General features: G+C 62.7%; 14 protein-coding genes and 1 riboswitch. Of the genes, 7 read left to right on the top strand and 7 right to left on the bottom strand.

The annotated features are described in order from the left end of the window. Positions 1 to 49: 49 nt before the first annotated feature. Together bmt and ASD00_RS21765 are read right to left on the bottom strand one after the other, a co-directional pair. Positions 50 to 1,066: a betaine--homocysteine S-methyltransferase gene (gene bmt / locus ASD00_RS21770; RefSeq protein ID WP_057208742.1), complete on the bottom strand. Its 1,017-nt coding sequence runs from the start codon at positions 1,064 to 1,066 to the stop codon at positions 50 to 52. Between the two features lie 82 nt (positions 1,067 to 1,148). Further along, positions 1,149 to 2,498 carry an O-antigen ligase gene (locus ASD00_RS21765; protein WP_081788862.1) on the bottom strand — a complete coding sequence of 450 codons (1,350 nt, stop codon included), beginning with the start codon at positions 2,496 to 2,498 and terminating at the stop codon, positions 1,149 to 1,151. 375 nt (positions 2,499 to 2,873) lie between these two features. On the opposite strand from ASD00_RS21765, the gene ASD00_RS21760 reads away from it, so the two are divergent. Together ASD00_RS21760 and ASD00_RS21755 are read left to right on the top strand one after the other, a co-directional pair. Then, the gene (locus ASD00_RS21760) at positions 2,874 to 3,989 is read left to right on the top strand and encodes an acyltransferase (protein ID WP_158071734.1); all 1,116 of its coding nucleotides are present in this window, start codon (positions 2,874 to 2,876) and stop codon (positions 3,987 to 3,989) included. A 201-nt stretch (positions 3,990 to 4,190) separates the two neighbouring features. Further along, positions 4,191 to 5,057, top strand: a complete 867-nt coding sequence (locus tag ASD00_RS21755) for a D-alanyl-D-alanine carboxypeptidase family protein (RefSeq protein ID WP_025427383.1) — start codon at positions 4,191 to 4,193, stop codon at positions 5,055 to 5,057. Between the two features lie 235 nt (positions 5,058 to 5,292). On the opposite strand, the gene ASD00_RS21750 is transcribed toward ASD00_RS21755, so the two are convergent. The 4 genes from ASD00_RS21750 to ASD00_RS40995 form a co-directional block, all read right to left on the bottom strand. Beyond that, on the bottom strand, positions 5,293 to 6,339 hold the full coding sequence (locus ASD00_RS21750; RefSeq protein ID WP_025427382.1) for a glycine betaine/L-proline ABC transporter ATP-binding protein: 1,047 nt from the start codon (positions 6,337 to 6,339) through the stop codon (positions 5,293 to 5,295). Further along, positions 6,332 to 7,243 carry a proline/glycine betaine ABC transporter permease gene (locus tag ASD00_RS21745; protein ID WP_025427381.1) on the bottom strand — a complete coding sequence of 304 codons (912 nt, stop codon included), beginning with the start codon at positions 7,241 to 7,243 and terminating at the stop codon, positions 6,332 to 6,334. Before ASD00_RS21745 ends, ASD00_RS21750 begins: the two co-directional genes overlap by 8 nt. 283 nt (positions 7,244 to 7,526) lie before the next feature. Then, positions 7,527 to 8,525, bottom strand: a complete 999-nt coding sequence (locus ASD00_RS21740) for an ABC transporter substrate-binding protein (RefSeq protein ID WP_025427380.1) — start codon at positions 8,523 to 8,525, stop codon at positions 7,527 to 7,529. 867 nt (positions 8,526 to 9,392) lie between these two features. Beyond that, entirely contained in the window at positions 9,393 to 9,536 is a 144-nt protein-coding gene (locus tag ASD00_RS40995; protein WP_107027614.1) for a hypothetical protein, read from the bottom strand. Positions 9,537 to 9,786: 250 nt separating this feature from the next. Between ASD00_RS40995 and ASD00_RS21730 the strand changes: the two genes are divergently transcribed. Both ASD00_RS21730 and ASD00_RS21725 read left to right on the top strand, forming a co-directional pair. After that, positions 9,787 to 11,244: a cobyric acid synthase gene (locus tag ASD00_RS21730; protein WP_025427379.1), complete on the top strand. Its 1,458-nt coding sequence runs from the start codon at positions 9,787 to 9,789 to the stop codon at positions 11,242 to 11,244. A 124-nt stretch (positions 11,245 to 11,368) separates the two neighbouring features. Continuing rightward, positions 11,369 to 11,992, top strand: coding sequence for a class I SAM-dependent methyltransferase (locus ASD00_RS21725; protein ID WP_025427378.1), 624 nt, complete (start codon positions 11,369 to 11,371; stop codon positions 11,990 to 11,992). Positions 11,993 to 12,017: 25 nt separating this feature from the next. Here the strand turns inward: ASD00_RS21725 and ASD00_RS21720 are convergent, their stop codons facing one another. Further along, a complete protein-coding gene (locus ASD00_RS21720; RefSeq protein WP_025427377.1) occupies positions 12,018 to 14,246 on the bottom strand; it encodes an adenylate/guanylate cyclase domain-containing protein in 2,229 nt (742 codons plus the stop codon). Between the two features lie 309 nt (positions 14,247 to 14,555). After that, positions 14,556 to 14,962, top strand: a riboswitch (cobalamin riboswitch). 137 nt (positions 14,963 to 15,099) lie between these two features. Between ASD00_RS21720 and cobU the strand changes: the two genes are divergently transcribed. The 3 genes from cobU (at position 15,100) to cobN (ending at position 20,540) form a co-directional block, all read left to right on the top strand. Continuing rightward, a complete protein-coding gene (cobU, locus tag ASD00_RS21715) occupies positions 15,100 to 15,624 on the top strand; it encodes a bifunctional adenosylcobinamide kinase/adenosylcobinamide-phosphate guanylyltransferase (RefSeq protein ID WP_025427376.1) in 525 nt (174 codons plus the stop codon). A gap of 3 nt (positions 15,625 to 15,627) precedes the next feature. Then, the gene (gene cobW / locus ASD00_RS21710) at positions 15,628 to 16,692 is read left to right on the top strand and encodes a cobalamin biosynthesis protein CobW (RefSeq protein ID WP_025427375.1); all 1,065 of its coding nucleotides are present in this window, start codon (positions 15,628 to 15,630) and stop codon (positions 16,690 to 16,692) included. Positions 16,693 to 16,763: 71 nt separating this feature from the next. Then, positions 16,764 to 20,540 (top strand): cobaltochelatase subunit CobN, encoded by a 3,777-nt coding sequence (gene cobN, locus ASD00_RS21705; RefSeq protein ID WP_057208739.1) that lies wholly within the window; start codon positions 16,764 to 16,766, stop codon positions 20,538 to 20,540. Positions 20,541 to 20,560 lie beyond the last annotated feature (20 nt).

Here is a 20,560-nt window from a genome sequence, read left to right as displayed (position 1 = left end):
GTTATTTTGTCGATCTTGCGTGCTTTTCGCACTTCCCCTGGAAGTGCTTTTAGCCGCGGCGGCTGCGCCGTTCCCGGGCCGGGGCCGATGGAGCTTCATTGGCCGACTTGTTGCGCAGCGGGCCGATCCTTTCGATGATCACATCGAGCGTCGGGCGTTCGCGCGGCGAATGCTCGTCGAGGGCCACGCGCATGGCGGCGAGGTGCCCGCAGGTGGTGCCGCAGCAGCCGCCGATGATCTTGGCGCCGGCGTCGGCCGCGAGCCGAGCATATTCCGCCATCAGCGGCGGCGTGCCGGAGTAATGGATTTCCGAGCCGCGGAATTCCGGAATGCCGCAATTGCCCTTGACGATCACGGTCGCCTCGGACTTTGCCGCGGTCATGTCGAGCAGCGAGGACAGGATGTCGGACGCGCCGACGCCGCAATTGGCCCCGACGGCGACCGGGCCATTGCCCAGATCCTTGGCGACATCGTGAATATCCTTGGGGTGCAGGCCCATCATGGTCTTGCCGGCGGTGTCGAAGGAGCCGGTATAGACATAGGGCATGCCGACCTTGGCGGCGGCCTCGGCGGCCGCGCGGATCTCGTCCGGCGACGACATGGTCTCGATCCAGGCGACTTCGGCGCCGCCGGCCTTCAGGCCTTCGATCTGTTCGACGAAGGCCGAGACCGCGTCCTCATAGGACAGCGCGCCAAGCGGGATCAGCAGTTCGCCGGTCGGGCCGACAGAACCGGCGGTGATGACCTTGCGTGGTGCCTGGTCGGCGACGGCGCGGGCGATTTCGGCCGCGCGCCTGTTGAGTTCGTGCACGCGATCCTGGGCGTGGTGCAGCTTCAGGCGGTGGCGGGTGCCGCCGAAGGAGTTGGTCAGGATGATGTCGGCGCCGGCGTCGACGAAGTCCTGGTGCAGCTTGGCGATGTTCTCGGGCCTGGTCTCGTTCCAGATTTCCGGCGCTTCGCCGGCTTCGAGGCCCATCGCGAACAGCGAGGTTCCGGTGGCGCCATCGGCAAGAAGAACGCCTTTTTCGGCGATAAGGTCGGAGAGAACGTTGGCTGCAGCGGTCATCGGCTTTTCCCGGCTAGAATGAATGCAATAAGATATAAAGATATCTTTATGTCTTTGCAAGCGTCGGCGTGGGTGGCCGGGACTATTGTTGGTGGCGCAGGCCCAAGCGCCCGGCAAGGCCGAGCCCGAAGATGGCCAGCGCCGTCAGCAGCCACATCGGGTCGGCGCGGTTGAGGAAGAAGCTTTCGAGCATGGCGTTGTAAGTCATGAAAATGACGACCATGACGCAGAAGTCGGCAAAGGCCCGACCCTCCGGCCGGCGCGAGGCGCGGATGTAGTCGAGGAGCGGTTTGACGAAGAGCAGCAGGCTTATGAGGATACCGCCGGGCAGGCCAAATGTCAGCGCCGCGTCGAGATAGCTGTTGTGGCCGGCAACGATGCCACGCACGTCCCAGTTCGCCTCGAAGTTGGCCTCAAGGCCCATGATGACGGGCGAGAGCCAGAAGCTGGAGTAACCCTGACCTAGCCATGGGTGCTCGGCGATGCTGGCGCTGGCGAACTTCCAGATGTCGTCGCGTCCGGTGAAGGTGGCATCGTCGATGATCGCCCTGGTGAACGAAAGCAGGGTGTCTGAATAGATCGTGCCGAGCGTCAGGCCGAAGACGACGACCGACATGACCAGATGCGCGACGATCATCAGGCCGGGGCTGCGAACGGCGCGACCGGCAAGCACCAGCGTTATGGCGATTGGCAGGAAGCCGATGGTGGTCTTCGAGCCGGTGTGCAGCACGAAGTTGACCGAGAGCAGGGTGATGGCCCAGCCGCGAAGCGTGGCGCCGGAGCGCAGGCAATAGATCCCGAACATGCACAGGATCGAAAACACCGGCGCCGAGACGTTCTTGTGTAGGAGATGGCCGCGCCAGAAGCCGGCATGCCAGGGCTCGCCGCCGGCGGCCGAGTGAATGGCCAGGTCCGGCGCCACGATGAGCGCGGCATAGTCGATCAGGATGAGGAGCAGTATGGCATTTGCCCCGGCATGAACGAAATCCTCCTCGCTGCGCGGCAGCACCAGCACGCCGGCCACCATGATCATCGCCACAAGGCTGAGCGTCAGACCACGGGCGGAGGCGGCCGGATCGTAGGACTGCAGGCAGGAGAAGTAGGCGATGGCGAAGATCGCCACCCAGGCCGGCGAGGCCAGCCGCGCCAGCACCCGCTTGTCGACCACGAGCAGCATCGCAAACAGATAGACCGCACCAAGCACGATGTAGCCGACCTGGTTGATGATGTTGCCATCGTTGGCGGCATTCGGGTCCGTCTCCATGGCGCCCTGAAAGGGCATCAGCGTGAAGACCATGAGGAAGAGCCCGAGGCCGGATAGCAGCGAAGCCAAATGGCGCGTCAGCTGTGCGAGCCCAACGTCGTAGCCTACCCGCGCCGGCACTGGATGCCGACGTGTGGGTAAGTCTGCCGTGGCGGGGGGTACTTGCATCAGGGCGCCGAGATTGCTGGGGCGTCGCCGACACGGCGCCACCTCCGGGTTTGCGGTTCCCGTCTGCAGTTGCCCCCAGAGGGCCGGGACCTGCCATCAAGCATGGCGCAATCGGGTTAAGGTCGAATGAAACGGCGGCTCGGTTCAATCGGGCATCTTTTGCCAAAGCGGGCAGTTTTGCCTTGCCCCGACAACAGAAGCCAAATGTCTTTGGCTCAACGCAGAATGCCCATTACCGGATTTTAAGGCTTCCCGGGCGAAGGTAGCTTCCAATCGTCCTTGCGGGACCTGTCTTCTCGAAGCAGACCGTCTAAACGACGGGCGCAACGTGACGAAATGGCGGCGCTTGCCGCCAGCGATGGAGCATTCTCCGCAATGGTGAAGAAACCCAAACTCCTGGCGCTCGAATCCTTGCGGGGTTTCGCGGCCCTTGCGGTTGTCCTGCACCATTTCCGTTACGGCAGCCTGCTGAGTGAGAATGCCTTCATCCGGCACGGCTACCTCATGGTCGACTTCTTCTTCGTGCTCAGCGGCTTCGTGATTGCTCTCAACTATGCCAACAGATTGTCGAGCCCCGCAGAGCTCGCAAGCTTCCAGCGCCGGCGGTTCTGGCGCCTCTATCCCCTTCATCTGTTCACGCTGCTGATCTTCCTCGGCATAGAGTGTCTCAAATACATCTTTGAACAGAAGACCGGCATCATCTCCAATAACCCCGCCTTTGTGGTGTCCGACGCAAAGGCGTTCCTTGCCAATCTTTTTCTGCTGCAGGGCGTGGTTCTGAGCGAACTCGGGTTCAATATTCCGAGCTGGTCCATTTCGGTCGAGTTCTGGACCTATCTGATCTTCGCTTTGACGGTGGGTCTCCTGCGGTTACCGGTGCGCTGGTGCCTTGTTCTGGCGGGTGGAGCGGCCATCATCCTGCTCGCTCTGGAGGGCGGACGGCTCGAAACCGATCCGATCTTTGCGATCATCCGCTGCGTATTCTCTTTTTTCCTGGGGGCGTGGGCCGCTTCGCTCCACGTCCGATTGCCCCGAAAGGCGGCGGCGCCGATGGCTGCAGCGGCGCTGACGCTCGTCGTTTTGGCAATCTGGGGCCTCGGCGGCGGCCGCGCGGAAATCCTTCTGCCGCCTCTTTTTGCGGTCACGGTTGTGGCCGTGGCGAACCTGCAGGAGGACACGAGTCTTCGCCGCTTTCTCGAGTGGCCGTCCTTCGTCTGGTTGGGCACCGTCAGCTACAGCGTCTACCTGACCCATTCCATTGTCGGCTGGGCGGTCACCCAGATTCTGCGCTTCGGCCTGAAGGTTCCGACCCACGTCGCTCCCGATGGGGACACGGTTCTGACGCTCGACCAGGGCTTCGCGACGCTGGTGACGCTCGCTGCGATAGGTGGGGTGCTGGTTGTCTCTACTCTGACCTTCCGTTTCATCGAAAAACCCTTTCTGTCAGGCTGGCCTTTTGGGGCGAGGGCTGTCGCGGCGCGTGAGGGTTAGGCAGGTTCGATCTGGCGCCGAAGCCAGGTTGTCCGTTGACGCCATTGTGGCGGAAGCGGGGCGATTGCTCACGACGAAAAGCCGCAGCCGATAGGCGATTGCGGCTCGCTTGTGATCGCTGTAAAAGGCGGCACTTATGTAGTCGCTAGCTTGCCCGCGGGTATCGCGCGCTGATCGATAGCCTCAAACGAGAAGAACATCATGCATTTCACTATCCGGACACTCGCGTCGGCGGCGGTTTCACTCGGTCTGTTGCTCGGCGGTGCGTCCTACGCGTTCGCCGGAAAAGCCCATCTGGTTCTGGACGCGCAGACCGGCACCGTTCTCGAAGCCGAGAATGCCGACGAGCTGAACTATCCCGCGTCCTTGACCAAGATGATGACGATCTATCTTGCGTTCGAAGCGCTTCGCGACGGCAAGCTGACGTGGGACCAGCGACTGACGATGTCGGAAAATGCCAATGGCAAGGAGCCCTTCAAGCTGGCCGTCGGCGTCGGGCGCACCGTCTCCGTCCGCGAAGCCGTGATGGGCATGATCGTGCTGTCGGCCAATGATGCTTCCGTTGCCATCGGCGAACAGCTGGCCGGCACTGAAACCGGGTTTGCCAAGGTGATGACCGAGAAGGCGCACCAGCTCGGCATGGCCAGCACCGTGTTCAAGAACGCCAACGGCCTGCCGGATCCGGAGCAGGTGACGACGGCGCGTGACATGGCGACGCTCGGCATTGCGCTGATGCGCGATTTCCCGGAAGAGTTTGCGCTGTTTTCGAACCGCAAGATCGAATTCAGGGGCATGAAGCTTCGCGGCCACAACGGCGTGATGAACCGCTATGCAGGCGCTGACGGCATCAAGACCGGCTACACCACGGCGTCTGGCTATAACGTGGTGACGTCGGCGACGCGCGACGGCAAGCGCCTCGTCGGCGTCGTCATGGGCGGCGAGACCGCCGAAAAGCGCGACACCCAGATGATGGGCCTGCTCGACAAGTATTTCCCGGCGACCAGCGATACGCTTTCGTCCGCAAGCACCGTCGAGCCGGCTGCAGCCGAAACGACGAAGACCAACTGAACAGCGCCGTAGAGCACTTGGTGCGAATGCGAGGCTGACATCGGCCTACAGCGCCGCGCGTCTTATTAGACGCGCAAAGGTCGCTGTAGCACTTTGAATTGCTGCATGAGCGCCGACAGCGTGCGTCTTCCGAGTTGCACCCCGCAGACGATACGACCCGCCTGACATGCGAAGGGCGCTGCGGCCTGTTCCCGCGATGGGAGGTGCCGAGCGCCCTTGCTGCCGATTGGCCTGTCTATGCGGCTCTCTTGTCCTCGTGACTGGTGGGCGTCACCATGGCCGAGATGATCGTCGGCAGATCGAGCGCGCCGATCGGGCGGCCGTTTTCGTCGACGACATGGGCCACGTTGAGATGAGCGCCGGTCATGGCGCGGGCCGCCGATTCCAGCACCGTGCCCATCGTCAGCGGCATGCCTTCCGGGTTGCCGGAAAGCGGCCGCATGATCGTCTCGACATTGATGACGCGTCCGCGGTTCACTTCCTTGACGAAGGCGCTGATGTAGTCGTCGGCGGGCGACAGCACGATTTCCTGGCCCGTTCCCTGCTGCACCACGCGGCCATCCCGCAGGATGGCGATCTTGTCGCCGAGCCTGAGCGCCTCGTCGAGATCGTGGGTGATGAAGACGACGGTCTTCTTCAGCTCTTTCTGTAGGTCGAGAAGCACGCTCTGCATATCGACGCGGATCAGCGGATCGAGTGCCGAATAGGCTTCGTCCATCAGCAGGATGTCGGCATCGTTGGTGAGCGCCCGGGCGAGGCCGACGCGTTGCTGCATGCCGCCGGAAAGCTGGTTGGGGTAGTGGTTCTCAAAGCCCTGGAGACCGACCCGGTCGATCCAGCCGCGCGCGCGCTTTTCGCTCTCGGCCTTGCCGACGCCCTGGATCTCCAGGCCGTAAACGGTGTTGTCGAGCACGGTCCGGTGCGGCAGCAGCGCGAATTTCTGGAACACCATCGCCGTCTTGTGGCGACGGAATTCGCGCAGGTCGTTGTCGTTCATCTTGCAGACGTCGACGCCGTCATAGAGCACTTCGCCTGCGGTCGGGTCGATCAGCCGGTTGATGTGGCGGATCAGCGTCGACTTGCCCGAGCCCGAAAGCCCCATGACCACCATGACGCCACCGGCCGGCATCGAGATGTTGATGTCCTGCAGACCGAGCACGTGGCCGTGCTTTTCGTTGAGTTCCGCCTTGCCCAGGCCCCGCTTGACGGCATCGACATAGTTGCCGCCATTGGGGCCGAAGATCTTGTAGAGGTTCTTCACCTCGATCGCGTGACTAGCCATGGATAACCTCCGAATGCTTCTGTAGCCGCCTGCCGAAGGCCTGGCTGGTACGGTCGAAAATGATGGCGATACCGACAAGGGCGAAGCCGTTGAGGAAACCGACGGTGAAGAACTGGTTGGCGATCGCCTGCAGCACGTTCTTGCCGAGGCCGCCCACGCCGATCATCGATGCGACGACGACCATCGCCAGCGACATCATGATGGTCTGGTTGATGCCGGCCATGATGGTGGGCAGCGCCAGCGGCATCTGCACGTTCTTGAGCTTCTGCCAGGCCGACGACCCGAAGGCGTCGGCGGCTTCGAGCACTTCCTTGTCGACGAGGCGGATGCCGAGATTGGTGAGCCGGATCATCGGCGGCACGGCATAGATGACGACGGCGATGAGGCCCGGAACCTTGCCGATGCCGAAGATCATCACGACCGGAATAAGATAGACGAAGCTCGGCATCGTCTGCATCACGTCGAGCGCCGGATTGACGACCGACTGCACCCGCTCGGAGCGCGCCATCAGAATGCCGATCGGAATGCCGATCAGGATCGAGATCAGCGTGCAGACGGTGACCATTGCGAGCGTGACCATCGTGTCGTTCCACAGGCCGACGAGGCCGATGGCGATCATCGACAGCGCCGTGCCGATGGTGATGTTGATGTTGCGGCTGCCGAAATAGACGATCGCCACCATGAGCGCGAGGATGACGATCCACGGCGAGCTGACGAACAGGCTTTCGAGATAGTTCAGAAACCATTGAAGCGGCTGGACGACCGTGTCGATGGCGTCGCCATAGGTGCGGACGAAACCCTTGAAACCATCGTCGATGGTCTTGCGAGCCAGGCGGATCGTTCCGTCGTCAATGGCAGGGAACTTGCAGAGCAACTCTGGCAAGACACTGCAGATGGATGCCATATTTTTCCCCTTCTTGGCCTGAAGTCTTATGACGCCGACTGCGTCTTCAGACCGGTCGTTGCCGATCCCTGCGCAGACTTTGCGGTGACCTCTTCGGGTCCCGGCGTGAGGAATGTGACAGCGGAACGTGACGCCCGCTTTACTGAATGCGACATGCGAAGCGAACTGAACCTGTTCGTCGTCGCCGGTATTGCTTGCCATGTCCGACAATTTTTTCCGGCTGGCGAAGACGCCGATGCAGGCGACCGCTTTTCACGCGGGCCGCCTGCATCGTCAGCGAAAATCAGAGTGCCGCCTTGACCTTCTCGGCCACATCAGGGCTTACCCATGTGGTCCACATGTCCGGGAACTCTTCGAGGAAGTGCTTTGCTGCATCCTCGTTGGTGCCCTGGTTCTCATCCATCCAGGCAAGGACCTTGTTGACGGTGCCATTGTCCCACTTGCGCGCCTTGACATAGTCCATGGCAACGCCGGCCTTGTCGGCAAACGACTTGGTCACGACAGTGAAGACGTCGGAGACCGGGTAGGAGTTGACCTTCGGGCTCGGGCAATCCGGAACGGCCGAGCAGGCGTCCCATTCCTTCTTGTCGTGATCAACGCCGAAGGAGAGGCGGGTCATTTCGTACTTGCCGAGGATGGCAGTCGGTGCCCAGTAGTAGCCGAGCCAGCCGGTCTTCTTGGCAAAGGCGTTGGCGATCGAGCCGTCGAGGCCGGCCGCAGAGCCGGTGTCGATCAGCTGGAAGCCGGCCTTCTCGGCATCGATCGCCTTGTAGAGATTGGCGGTCGAAACCTGGCAGTTCCAGCCAGACGGGCAATTGTGAATGGCGGCTTTGGACGGGTCTTCCGGTGCCGGGAAGAGATCGGGGTGTTTCAGCGCATCCTGCACCGTCTTGATATCGGGGTTGGCATCGGCGACGAATTTCGGGATCCACCAGCCTTCGACGCCGCCTTCGCTCAGGATCTTGGCGGCTTCGATCAGCCGGCCTTCCTTGATGGCCGCGTCGAGCGGCGTGCGAACGGCGTTGACCCAGAGTTCCGGCGCCATATCCGGCTGGGCCTTTTCGTTCATGGAGGCAAAGGTCGGCATGGTGTCGCCGGTGACCAGCGTCACGGTGCAACCGTAACCGTTTTCCAGAATGAACTTGTCCACGTGAGCGGCAACGCCCGCCGACGCCCAGTTCATCTCGGCAATGCTGACTTCACCGCATTCCGCGGCCTGCGCGGAACCCGCCAGCGCGTACAGACCCGCGGCGAGAATGGTGGAAGCGAGGAGTTTCTTCATGTTGCAAGACCTCCCAGTCTTTAACTGCAGCCTACGATCAAACGGGCGTCGTGGGGACGCCGTGCATCCCGGTCACCCGAGCCAAATGAGCAGCCTGGGGTTCGGCAAAAGACAAGCCAAGGGTAGCCCCTGCTGCGGCGGTGTGGGAGTTCGATCTGGTCCTGGCCGCGGAACCCTGTCGCCGGCCGGATCTCCTCTATACCGCTCCGCAAGCCTAAGTATTCTCGTTGGGAAATCAACCTCTTGAATCGGAAAACGGCCGCGCCGGGCTGCGGGCAGCGTCTGTCTGCGACATGATGGAAGGGGATTTTTTTGGCTTCCATCGGGCCAAATTTAAGCATTCGCGACAATTAGTGCCGTAAAATATAGCGGTCGCCGCAATGCTTGTTTTCGATCTGTTGCAATCAGGACCTTTCCTGTCGTGAATGCGCCACGCGCACATTTTGTAAATGTCGCGAAAAAAATTCAAAAAATGCCGCGATTCATCTTTCGTTAAATCCTCGATAACCATCCGGTAACGATGTCCGGCTAATTGTTGTTGCGCGGCGGGAAACGGCCGTCGACCCGGATCAAGGTATAGCGTCCCGGGTTTGAGCGAACCTCCGGTGTGTTTTTCCGGAGTGACCAGCGTTTTTTGGAAGCCGCATCCCTCGATAAGAGGTCGATGCGGTTTTCGCGTTTAAGGGCGTGTCGCACAAAAGTGCGTGGCGGTTCTGCGGCGACGACATGCGCAAACCCAGCGCCTCACATGCGCCGTATGGCCAAAAAAAACCGCCTCCACGAAGGGAGACGGCTGGAGGAGAAGGCGTCAGCTGCCGGAATGCGAAGCCGTGGCCGATAGGGGCCCGATCCTATGGGCCTGATGGGTCAGCCGACGTTGGACGTGCGGATGAAGCCGAGCGGGCCGAAGGGAGCGTCGAGAACGACGTTGCGAACGCGCGACTGGCTGACCGGTGCCTTGGAATTCCAGGCGATCTGAACGAAATTTGGTTTGCTGAATATGTACAGCATGGGCATGGACCTTGAGAGGCCGGACGTTTGTCGTCCGGTGTGTGTTTCGATGGCGCTGATATAGGCTCGCGCCTTATGGAATTGAATGCCAAACTCGTCACGGGATGTCGCATTTATGCTAGTTTCGGAGGGAAACTCGACAAGCTTGATGAGCGGCCGAAACAGTCCGTCATCGACGCGCCGCAAATGCGGCGAAAACGTGTCAATACAGCTCTTTGCGGCCGGTCAATTCGGTGTTACCGGTGGCCGCATGACACGCAAGATCATGCTTCAGGGAACCGGCTCGGATGTCGGAAAATCGGTATTGGTGGCAGGCCTCTGCCGGCTCGCCTCCAATCACGGGTTGAAGGTCAGGCCGTTCAAGCCGCAGAACATGTCGAACAACGCCGCCGTGTCGCATGACGGCGGCGAAATCGGCCGGGCGCAATGGCTGCAGGCGCTAGCCGCCCGCGTGCCGTCTTCGGTGCACATGAACCCGGTGCTCTTGAAGCCGCAGTCGGATGTCGGCAGCCAGATCGTCGTGCAGGGCAAGGTCGCAGGCCAGGCGAAGGGGCGGGAATATCAGGCACTGAAGCCGAAGCTGCTCGGGGCGGTGATGGAAAGCTTCGAGCAGATTTCGGCCGGTGCCGATCTCGTGGTCGTCGAGGGGGCGGGGTCACCTGCCGAAATCAACTTGAGAGCAGGCGACATCGCCAATATGGGTTTTGCGACCCGCGCCGATGTCCCCGTTGTGCTCGTTGGCGACATCGATCGCGGCGGCGTCATCGCCTCGTTGGTCGGCACCCATGCGATCCTGCCCGACGAGGACCGGCGCATGGTGACGGGCTATTTGATCAACAAGTTCCGTGGGGACGTCACGCTGTTCGACGACGGCATCGCCGCGGTCGGCCGCTACACCGGCTGGCCCTGTTTCGGCGTAGTGCCGTGGCTGAAGGCGGCCGGGCGGCTGCCGGCAGAGGATTCGGTCGTGCTCGAAAAGCTGGCCCGCGGCGAGGGGCGGGCGCTCAAGGTTGCCGTTCCGGTGTTGTCGAGAATTGCCAATTTCGACGACCTCGATCCGCTCGCCGCCGAGCCGGAGGTCGATCTCGTCTTCGTCAAACCGGGCAGCCCGATCCCCGCCGATGCCGCTCTCGTCGTCATCCCTGGGTCGAAATCGACCATCGGCGATCTCAAGGATTTCAGGGCGCAGGGTTGGGATGAGGACCTCAAGCGCCATGTGCGGCGCGGTGGCCGGGTGATCGGCATCTGCGGCGGCTACCAGATGCTGGGCGCGCGCGTCACCGACCCTCTCGGCATCGAGGGCAACGAGCGGGAAATCAAGGGACTTGGGCTGCTCGACGTCGAAACGGAAATGGCGCCGGAAAAGACCCTGCGCAACAGCCGTGCCTGGTCGCTGGAACACGACGTGCCGCTCGAAGGCTATGAAATCCATCTCGGCCGCACCACGGGTCCTGACTGCGACCGCCCTTCGATCCGCATCGACGATCGCGCCGATGGCGCCCTTTCGGCCGACGGACGGGTGATGGGAACCTACCTGCATGGGTTGTTTTCCAGCGATGCCTACCGTGCTGCCCTGCTCAAAAGCTTCGGCATCGAAGGCGGCATCGGCAACTACCGCCAGTCGGTCGATGCGGCGCTCGATGACGTCGCCGCGGAGCTCGAGGCGGTGCTTGACCCGACGTGGCTCCATCAACTGCTCGGCAATTGAGGCCCGCCCGCAGCATTTGCAGCACGCGCGCGGGGCGTTAAGATGCGTCGCGGACTGCGTGCCGCAGGCGCCGACACATGCAGACTTCTGACCACGGGATGACCGGCGCAACAGGCGGTTTGCAATGAGTGACGACGAGCGGCGTGCGCATTGGGATGCTGCCTATGCCTCCAAGGACGAGGCGGGCGTCAGCTGGTTCGAAGGCACGCCCGAGGTGTCGCTGCGGCTCATTCACGAGTACGGGCGGGGCTTGCCGGCATCGCTGATCGATATCGGCGGCGGTGCGTCTAGATTGGTCGATCGGCTGCTGGAGGAGGGCGGATGGTCGGTCGCGGTGCTTGACCTGTCTCCAACCGCGCTTGGCGCCGCACGAGCCCGGCTCGGCGCGCGCGGCGAAGCGGTAGAGTGGATCGCCGCCGACGTGACCGACTGGTCGCCTTCGCGGCAATACGATATCTGGCACGACCGCGCCGCGTTTCACTTCCTGACCGGTGCGGCAGAGCGCGCGGCCTATGTCGAACGTCTTTGTGCTGCCGTGAAGCCTTCCGGACACGCCATCATCGCCACCTTTGCGCCGGATGGGCCGAACCGCTGCAGCGGTTTGCCGGTGATGCGCTACGACCCGGCGGCGCTTGCCGAAGTAATCGGGCCGTCCTTCCGGCTGGTCGAAGCGATCAGGCACCAGCATAAGACGCCATGGAATTCAGTGCAGGCTTTTCAGTTCAGCGCGCTGCAGCGGGTACGGTAGCGGTAGCATGGGCGAGCGCAAGGGGCTAGCGGACCTGCGAGAACGTGAACGCCCTGTCGCCGTGGTACCATATGAATTCGTTTTCCTTGCCGCTAAGTCCTCCGGGATTTCGCAGCACCATTCCGCAGAGGTTCGTTGTCTTGAGCCACAGGAAGCAAACCTCGTCCCTGTCAAACTTGACCTCGACATCGGTCATGCGACCAGCGCCGATGGAAGCCCAGCCTCCTGTCAGAGTGGCCACGCCCCCGGTTGAAATGACAGCCTCATGTTCCTCGCCCGAGTCCAGCATGCGTCCATGCAGCCGATGCCCCAGGAATAGTGAGCGGGCTTCGTCGGCTTCCAGTCTGTTCCTGCCTACGAAGTCGGCGTTCATCAAGGTCTCAGGCACGCCGGCCAGGCGCAGTCCCCGGTAGAAGAGCTCGCTATCCGCCAGCTTTGCCAGATCCATGGGCGGGCTGGTCGAGATGGTGGCGGCAGTGCCACCGCGTGCGAGGCGAAGCGCGTTGAAACGAGTGATCGCTGCCTGCGCTTCCGTGTTCCGGCCGAGGTGCGCGTAAGCGGAGGCGAGAAGAAGGAAAGAACCGTCATCCTGAGGATTGAGTTCGATGCTGCGCTTCACCGCAGCCACCGACGCCTCGAAATCCTCCAGGCTGAACTGCGTCAGTCCAAGAACGTAAATGAAGAAGGACGGAGAGTGCGGATCGAGGCGCATGGCCGTACGGATATAGGGCAGGGCCTCCGCTGGGCGGCCGGCGGAGGTCAGCACGAAGGCCGTCAGCGCGTAGCTCCAGGAATCGCCGGGTTCGAGCGCGATCGCTTCCTTGAGTTCGGCGAGCGCATCGGCATGCTGCCAGGCCGCTTCGGACAGGAGAGCGGCCGCCTGATAGGCGAGCGCTGTTTTGTGTTTCTGCGCGGTCCTTAGAAATTGTAGCGCCTTGGCTCTAGCTTCGATCCGCGAGATATCAAGCCGATAATGCCAACGCCACAGGTAGACGCGCGCGTAGACCATGGCGGCGGCGGCATAGGCTCGTCCATAGGCAGGATCGAGCGCAATCGCCTGCTCGAAAAAAGGCACTGCCTTTGCAAAATCTTCGGGGGTCGTGCGCCGGTGATGCTCCCAGCCGCGCAGGAACGCATCGAAGGCCGCCGGGACCGTCGTTTCCTTGCGTCCGAAGGCCATCTGCTCGTCAGGATTCAACCGAAGCGCAAGCGCGTCGGCAATGCCGCGCATCACTTCGTCCTGCAGCGCAAAGACATCGGAAAGTGAACCGTCGAACTTGCCGGCCCAAACGTGGCCGCCGCTGAGAGAATCTATGAGCTGAGCATTGATCCGTAGCTGTTCTCCGGCACGCTGCACACTGCCTTCGAGGACGTATCGGACACCGAGTTCCTTGGACACCTGCCTGGGTGTCACCGCCCTGCCCTTGTAGGTGAAGGTCGAGTTACGCGCGATAACGAACAAGCCGGATACCTGAGCCAGCTCGGTGACAAGGCCATCGGTCATGCCATCGGCGAAATACTCCTGCCTGGGATCGTCGCTCACGTTGGCAAACGGAAGCACCGCGATCGACGGCTTGTCCGGCGCGGTCAGATTCGGTGGTTGTATCTGGACCGTTTCCACAGGCGACTCCCAGGGCCGCCACCAGGCCACGCCGGCAGCAGCGCCGAGCACGACAGCAGACGTAACGAGTGCCGCCCAGCGCTTCGCGTGGCGCCCAGCGACCTTTACGCTGCCGGGGCGGGCTTCGTTCAGCCCCAGCCGGTAAGTCCGCACCGGCTTTTCGATATGCTTCAGGCGTTGTTCGCCGAGAAAGACGAAGCCGACATCGAGGTGCTTCTCGACCTGGTCGTAGGCGGTGCCGGAGATGATGATCCCACCCGGTTCGGCGAGGCTCTGCAGGCGCTCGGCAATGATCACTCCATCGCCGTGAATGTCGTCGCCTTCAACGATGACGTCGCCAAGATTGATGCCGATGCGGAATTCCAGTCGACCCTGATCGGAGCCGCGGCTTTCGGATTTCGCGCGCTGAACCTCCACCGCACAACGGACCGCCTCGACGACACTCTGGAACTCGACCAATAACCCGTCGCCCATGGTCTTGATCAACCGCCCGCGATGTGCGGCAATCCTTTGTTCGAACAGGCCGTGCAGATCGGCCTGAAAGCGGGCACACGTACCCTCTTCGTCGGCTTGGGTGAGCAGTCCATAGCCGGAAACGTCGGCAATCATCACGGCGGTGAGCCTGCGTTCCATCTGCCTTCCGGATAATCGAAACGACTTTCGGCTACTCTATCGCAATATCTGACGTTGCTAAAATAAAGTTCAGTTGCCGTGGAGCGTCCGCTCCGACGTCGACTACAGCGCCGCGCGTCTTACTGGACGCGCAAAGGTCGCTGTAACACTTTGAATTGCTGCATGTTTTTATCCTTAGGTCGAATACCATCTAAGGATAAAAACATGCAGGAGTGGCCTTTGCGGCCTGCTGCCGGCAAATTGTCGCGCGCCGCATCTCGACGGGTGGCGTGTCGCACGCGTCGATTGACTTTGCGGCGCCCGCTTCCTAATCATCTGACGTTGGATGGTTTCCCCGGATCGTGGCGATGCGGGGGAATAATTGGGAATGTGACGGATGGACCCAAATCGGGCATCCTTATCGCAGCCGACCCCGCGACTGTAGAACGGTCAGGGTTCGCCATCGGGCTGATAGCCGGCTTCCTTTCGATTGCATGGGGCAATCGAAGGCGGTTTGGAATTCAGCCGGAAAAGCCACTGGCGTGGCTTCGTGATCAGCCGGGTTGGACGCCTCTTCTTCTACGAATCGTCCGCCTTTCACGAAACCAGAAAACGCCGGGAAGGTGAGGCGGGCCGTTCGGGCCCAAGCATCGGTCTTCGCGTGATCACGCGGGGCGCGATGTGGTGGGCTCGTGACGCCGTGAGCCAGGAGACCTGCCGTCCGACAGGGGCATTCCGCCCGAAGGGAAGCCCGCTTCCCACGCCATCACGGAGGTTGTCTTGGCTCATCGATCGTTTCCCGAACGCGCCGTCGGCGCGGTGAAATCCTGTTGCCGCTCGAATTCGCGACCAAGCGCGTGAGGCTGCAACGCACATGAGCATTTCCCATGCCGGGCCGGTTCTGGTCCTCGGCGGTGCCCGTTCCGGCAAATCCAGCTTTTCCGAAAGGCTCGTCGAAGCCTCCGGGCTCGGCATGCACTATGTCGCGACCGGCCGTGCCTGGGACGACGAGATGCGCGAGCGCATCGACCATCACCGGGCAAGGCGCGGCGAAGGCTGGACGACGCATGAAGAGCCGCTCGACCTCGTTTCGCTGCTGACGCGCATCGATGACGAGAACCGCGTGGTGCTCGTCGACTGCCTGACGCTGTGGGTCACCAACCTGATGATGGAAGGGCGCGACATGGCGGCAGAGTTCGCGGCCCTTGCCGCTTTCCTGCCGGAGGCGCGGGCGCGCCTCATCCTTGTTTCCAACGAAGTCGGCCTCGGCATCGTGCCCGAGAACCGCATGGTCCGCGATTTCCGCGACCATGCCGGCCGGCTTCACCAGATCGTTGCGGAGAAATCCGCGGAAGTTTACTTTGTCGCGGCCGGATTGCCGCTGAAAATGAAGGGTTGATCCATGACCACTGCCAGAGCCAACCAGGGCAAGATCCCGGCGACCGTCATCACCGGCTTCCTCGGTGCCGGCAAGACGACGATGATCCGCAATCTGCTGCAGAACGCCGATGGCAAGCGCATTGCGCTCATCATCAACGAGTTCGGCGATCTCGGCGTCGACGGCGACGTGCTGAAGGGCTGCGGCGCAGAAGCCTGCTCGGAAGACGATATCATTGAGCTTACCAATGGCTGCATCTGCTGCACGGTTGCCGATGATTTCATCCCGACCATGACCAAGCTGCTCGAGCGCGAAAATCGTCCTGACCATATCATCATTGAAACCTCGGGCCTCGCTTTGCCGCAGCCGCTGATCGCCGCCTTCAACTGGCCTGATATCCGCAGCGAAGTCACCGTCGATGGCGTCGTCACCGTGGTCGACAGTGCCGCCGTTGCCGCCGGCCGTTTTGCCGACGACCATGACAAGGTCGATGCGTTGCGTGTCGAGGACGACAATCTCGACCACGAAAGCCCGATCGAGGAACTGTTCGAGGACCAGTTGACCGCCGCCGACCTGATCGTGCTCAACAAGACCGATCTGATCGACGCCTCCGGCCTCAAGGCCGTGCGCGACGAGGTCGCTTCGCGCACTAACCGCAAGCCAACAATGATCGAGGCGAAGAACGGCGAAGTTGCCGCTGCCATCCTGCTCGGCCTCGGCGTCGGCACGGAAAGCGATATCGCCAACCGCAAGTCTCACCACGAGATGGAACATGAGGCCGGCGAGGAGCACTCTCATGACGAGTTCGACAGCTTCGTCGTCGAGCTCGGCGCGATTGCCGATCCGGCAGGTTTCATCGATCGCCTCAAGGGCGTGATATCAGAGCATGACGTGCTGCGCCTCAAGGGCTTTGCCGACGTGCCCGGCAAGCCGATGCGCCTGCTGATCCAGGCCGTTGGCGCCCGCATCGACCAGTATTACGACCGTGCCTGGGCGGCTGGCGAGAAGCGCGGTACGCGCCTCGTCGTCATCGGCCTGCACGACATGGACGAAGCTGCGGTGCGCGCCGCCATCACCGCACTCGCCTAACTCCTTGAAGCAACGCAATTCCAGGAAAGCCATTTCACGCTTTTCCTGGAATTGCTCGAACGGACAGAAACATGCATCTGCTTCTCGCCCAGAAAGGAACGATCGCCGACGGCAACGAGGCGATCGACCTGGGGCAAACGCCGGCCGACGTGCTTTTCCTGTCGGCCGCCGACACCGAGCTTTCGTCGATCGCGGCGGCCCATGGCCGGCGCGACGGGGAGCTGAGCCTGCGCATCGCCAGCCTGATGAACCTGATGCACCCGATGTCGGTCGACACCTATGTCGAGCGCACGGCAAGGCATGCAAAACTCATCGTGGTCAGGCCGCTCGGTGGCGCCAGCTATTTCCGTTATGTGCTGGAAGCATTGCATGCCGCCGCCGTCACCCACCGCTTCCAGATCGCGGTGCTGCCCGGCGACGACAAGCCCGATCCCGGCCTCGAGCCGTTTTCGACCGTTGAGGCCGACGACCGCCAGCGCCTCTGGGCCTATTTCACCGAGGGCGGCGCTGACAATGCCGGCCTGTTCCTCGACTACGCCGAGGCGTTGATCTCAGACGCGGAAAAGCCGCAGCCGGCAAAACCGCTGCTCAAGGCCGGCATCTGGTGGCCGGGCGCGGGCGTCATCGGCGTCAGCGAATGGAAGGCACGTGTCCAAGAGCGGATGGTCGCGGGGGAGGGATTCGAACCCCCGACAGTCGGGATCTGCTTTTATCGCGCCCTGGTCCAGAGCGGCGAGACCCGGCCGGTCGAAGCGCTGATCGAGGCGCTTGCCGCCGAAGGCATGCGCGTGTTGCCGCTGTTTGTCTCCAGCCTCAAGGATGCCGTTTCGGTCGGCACGCTGCAATCGATTTTTTCCGAGGCGGCACCCGACGTGGTGATGAACGCCACCGGCTTTGCCGTTTCCTCGCCCGGTGCCGACAGGCAGCCGACCGTGTTGGAATCAACCGGCGCGCCGGTGCTGCAGGTGATCTTCTCCGGATCGTCGCGCGCGCAATGGCAGGCCTCGCCGCAGGGGCTGATGGCGCGCGATCTCGCCATGAACGTTGCCTTGCCGGAGGTCGATGGCCGCATTCTGGCGCGCGCCGTCTCCTTCAAGGCGGCCTCGATCTACGATCCCAAGGTCGAAGCCAACATCGTCGGGCACGAACCGCTTTCCGACCGGGTCCGCTTTGCCGCCAGGCTTGCGGTCAATTGGGCAAAACTGCGCCGCGCCCGTCCGGCCGAACGGCGGATCGCCATCATCATGGCCAATTACCCCAATCGCGATGGCCGACTCGGCAATGGCGTCGGGCTCGATACGCCGGCGGGCACGGTTGAAGTGCTGCGCGCCATGGCGAGCGAAGGTTATCCCGTCGCCGGCGTGCCTGAGGATGGCGATGCACTGATCGGCTACCTGATGGCTGGGCCGACCAACGCGGCGAGCCGCGATCGCGAGATCCGCGAAGTTCTTTCGTTCAGCGATTACAATACGTTCTTCGATTCGCTTCCGAAACAGATTCAGGATGAGGTCAGCGATCGCTGGGGTGCGCCGGAAACCGACCCGTTCTTCCTCGATGGCGCCTTCGCGCTGCCGCTTGCCCGCTTCGGCGAGATTGTCGTCGGCATCCAGCCGGCGCGCGGCTACAACATCGATCCGAAGGAAAGCTACCATTCGCCGGATCTGGTGCCGCCGCACGGATATCTCGCCTTCTACGCTTTCCTGCGCAACCAGTTCGGCGCGCAGGCCATTGTGCACATGGGCAAGCACGGCAATCTGGAATGGCTGCCCGGCAAGGCCTTAGCGCTGTCGGAGACCTGTTATCCCGAGGCGATCTTTGGGCCGCTACCGCATGTCTACCCCTTCATCGTCAACGATCCCGGCGAGGGCACGCAAGCCAAGCGCCGCACCAGCGCCGTCATCATCGACCATTTGACGCCGCCGCTGACGAGGGCGGAATCCTATGGGCCGCTGAAGGATCTCGAAGCGCTGGTCGACGAATATTACGACGCGGCCGGCGGCGATCCGCGCCGGCTCAGGCTGCTCAGCCGGCAGATCCTCGACCTCGTGCGTGACATCGGCCTCGACCACGATGCCGGTATCGACAAGGGCGACAGCGACGACAAGGCGCTGGAGAAGCTCGACGCCTATCTCTGCGACCTCAAGGAAATGCAGATCCGCGATGGCCTGCACATTTTTGGCGTTGCACCGGAGGGGCGGTTGCTGACCGACCTGACCGTGGCGCTGGCGCGGGTGCCGCGCAGCCTTGGCGAAGGCGCCGACCAGAGCCTGCAGCGGGCGATGGCCGCGGATGCCGGGCTCGGCTTCGATCCGCTCGATTGCGTGATGTCCGATCCCTGGGAAGGCGCACGGCCGGACATGCTTTCCTCCATTTCCGATGCACCGTGGCGGACGGCCGGCGATACTGTCGAGCGCATCGAGCTGCTGGCGGCGGCGTTCGTTTCTGGCGAGACGCTCGCGCCCGAGGACTGGCCTGCCACCCGCACCGTGCTTGGCGAGATCGAGGCGCGACTGAAGCCATCGATCATCAACTCCGGCGCTGCCGAGATGGCCGGCTTTCTCACCGGCCTTGATGGCCGCTTCGTGGCGCCGGGGCCTTCCGGCGCGCCGACCCGCGGCCGTCCCGACGTGCTGCCGACCGGCCGCAATTTCTACTCCGTCGACAGCCGCTCGGTGCCGACGCCGGCGGCCTTTGAACTTGGCAAGAAATCCGCCGAACTGCTGATCCGCCGCTATCTGCAGGATCACGGCGAATGGCCGTCCTCATTCGGCCTGACGGCCTGGGGCACGGCGAACATGCGCACCGGCGGTGACGACATCGCCCAGGCCCTGGCGCTGATCGGCACCAAGCCCACCTGGGACATGGTCTCGCGCCGGGTGATGGGCTATGAAATCGTGCCTCTGGCGATGCTTGGCCGCCCGCGCGTCGACGTGACGCTGCGGATATCAGGCTTCTTCCGCGATGCCTTCCCGGACCAGATCGCGCTGTTCGACAAGGCGATCCGTGCCGTCGGGGCGCTTGAGGAAGACGATGCCGACAATATGATCGCCGCGCGCATGCGCGCCGAGACGCAGCGGCTGGAGGCGTCGGGCGTCGAGCCGGCGGAAGCCGCGCGCCGCGCCTCCTACCGCGTCTTCGGTGCCAAGCCCGGAGCCTACGGCGCCGGCCTGCAGGCGCTGATCGACGAGAAGGGCTGGGACAGCAAAGCCGATCTCGCCGATGCCTATCTCACCTGGGGCGCCTATGCCTATGGCGCCGGCGAGGAGGGCAAGGCGGGACGGGAGCTCTTCGAGGAGCGGCTGCGCACGATCGAAGCGGTGGTCCAGAACCAGGACAACCGCGAACACGACCTGCTCGACAGCGACGACTACTACCAGTTCGAAGGCGGCATGAGCCTTGCCGCCGAGCACCTGAGCGGCGCCCGGCCGGCGATTTACCACAATGACCACTCCCGGCCGGAAAAGCCGGTCATCCGCTCGCTGGAGGAAGAGATCGGCCGTGTGGTGCGCGCGCGCGTCGTCAACCCCAAGTGGATCGATGGCGTCATGCGCCACGGCTACAAGGGCGCCTTCGAGATCGCCGCGACGGTCGACTACATGTTTGCCTTTGCCGCAACCACGGGTGCCGTGCGCGACCATCATTTCGAGGCTGCCTACCAGGCTTTCATCGTCGACGAGCGGGTGTCAGGCTTCCTGCGCGACAAGAACCCGGCGGCACTCGCCGAGCTCTCGGAGCGGTTGCTGGAGGCGATCGACCGTAATCTCTGGATCCCGCGCTCCAACTCGGCACGCTTTGAACTGAGCGGCCGCACAACGGCTGCGGTGCGGCTTCGCGCCGGAAACGAATAGAGCAGCTCCGGGGAAAGCTT

It is taken from the genome of Ensifer sp. Root31 (assembly GCF_001424825.1).
GTDB lineage: Bacteria > Pseudomonadota > Alphaproteobacteria > Rhizobiales > Rhizobiaceae > Ensifer > Ensifer canadensis.
Note: the sequence above shows the minus strand (reverse complement) of the source record. Positions and strands in the feature narration are given on the sequence as shown.